Below are 613 nucleotides of genomic sequence, written 5' to 3'. Positions count from 1 at the left end.
ACGAGGAAAAAACCAACCGGGGCGGCTTCTTCGCGCAGCTGCCCGCCGATGATCCGCTGCTGGTCATGGCCCAGCGCCTGCAGGGGCAGTACGGGCGCCACGGTTCACCCGGCACGGTTCAGATCGCGCAGCTCGGCCCGCAGCGCCGCGCGTTCCAGATCTCCCACGAGGAACACCGGCGCGGCCATCGGCGCGTCTGGCGCAGCTACATCGCCGAACACAACCATCGCCTGCGCGATGTCGCCCGGTACCGCGATCACCTCGACAACCTTGCCCTGCACGGCTGTGACGGCAATCCGGCCGACTGCGGCGAGGGCGTGTTCGCGGTCGACTTCAACACGACCGTGGGCGACAGCAACGCCGTGGAGGGCCACGACTGCACGGGACCTGCGACCGCGTTCTACCACCTCATCTTCGATGCCCGGCAGCGCGCGTATCCGGTGCCGGACGACCTGCAGCGCGACGGCTGCGCCGACAGCTGAGGCCGTGGGTTGCCACGGCAGCCGACCGCCCGAATGCGCCCGCCGCCCGCACCGCGTAAAATCACGTTCCTGCCCTCTTACGCGAGAACTGCATTGAAGATCCTGGTCATCGGCGCTGGCGGCCGTGAACA

At 68.5% G+C, this 613-nt stretch carries 1 protein-coding gene; it reads left to right on the top strand.

The window, feature by feature from the left end; genetic code table 11:
• Positions 1 to 482: hypothetical protein (locus AAE045_RS23770; protein WP_455549766.1), on the top strand; the 482-nt coding region annotated here is incomplete at its 5' end.
• Between the last annotated feature and the right edge of the window lie 131 nt (positions 483 to 613).

This window comes from Dryocola clanedunensis, assembly GCF_038405435.1.
GTDB classification, from domain to species: Bacteria; Pseudomonadota; Gammaproteobacteria; order Enterobacterales; family Enterobacteriaceae; genus Dryocola; species Dryocola clanedunensis_A.
Note: the sequence above shows the minus strand (reverse complement) of the source record. Positions and strands in the feature narration are given on the sequence as shown.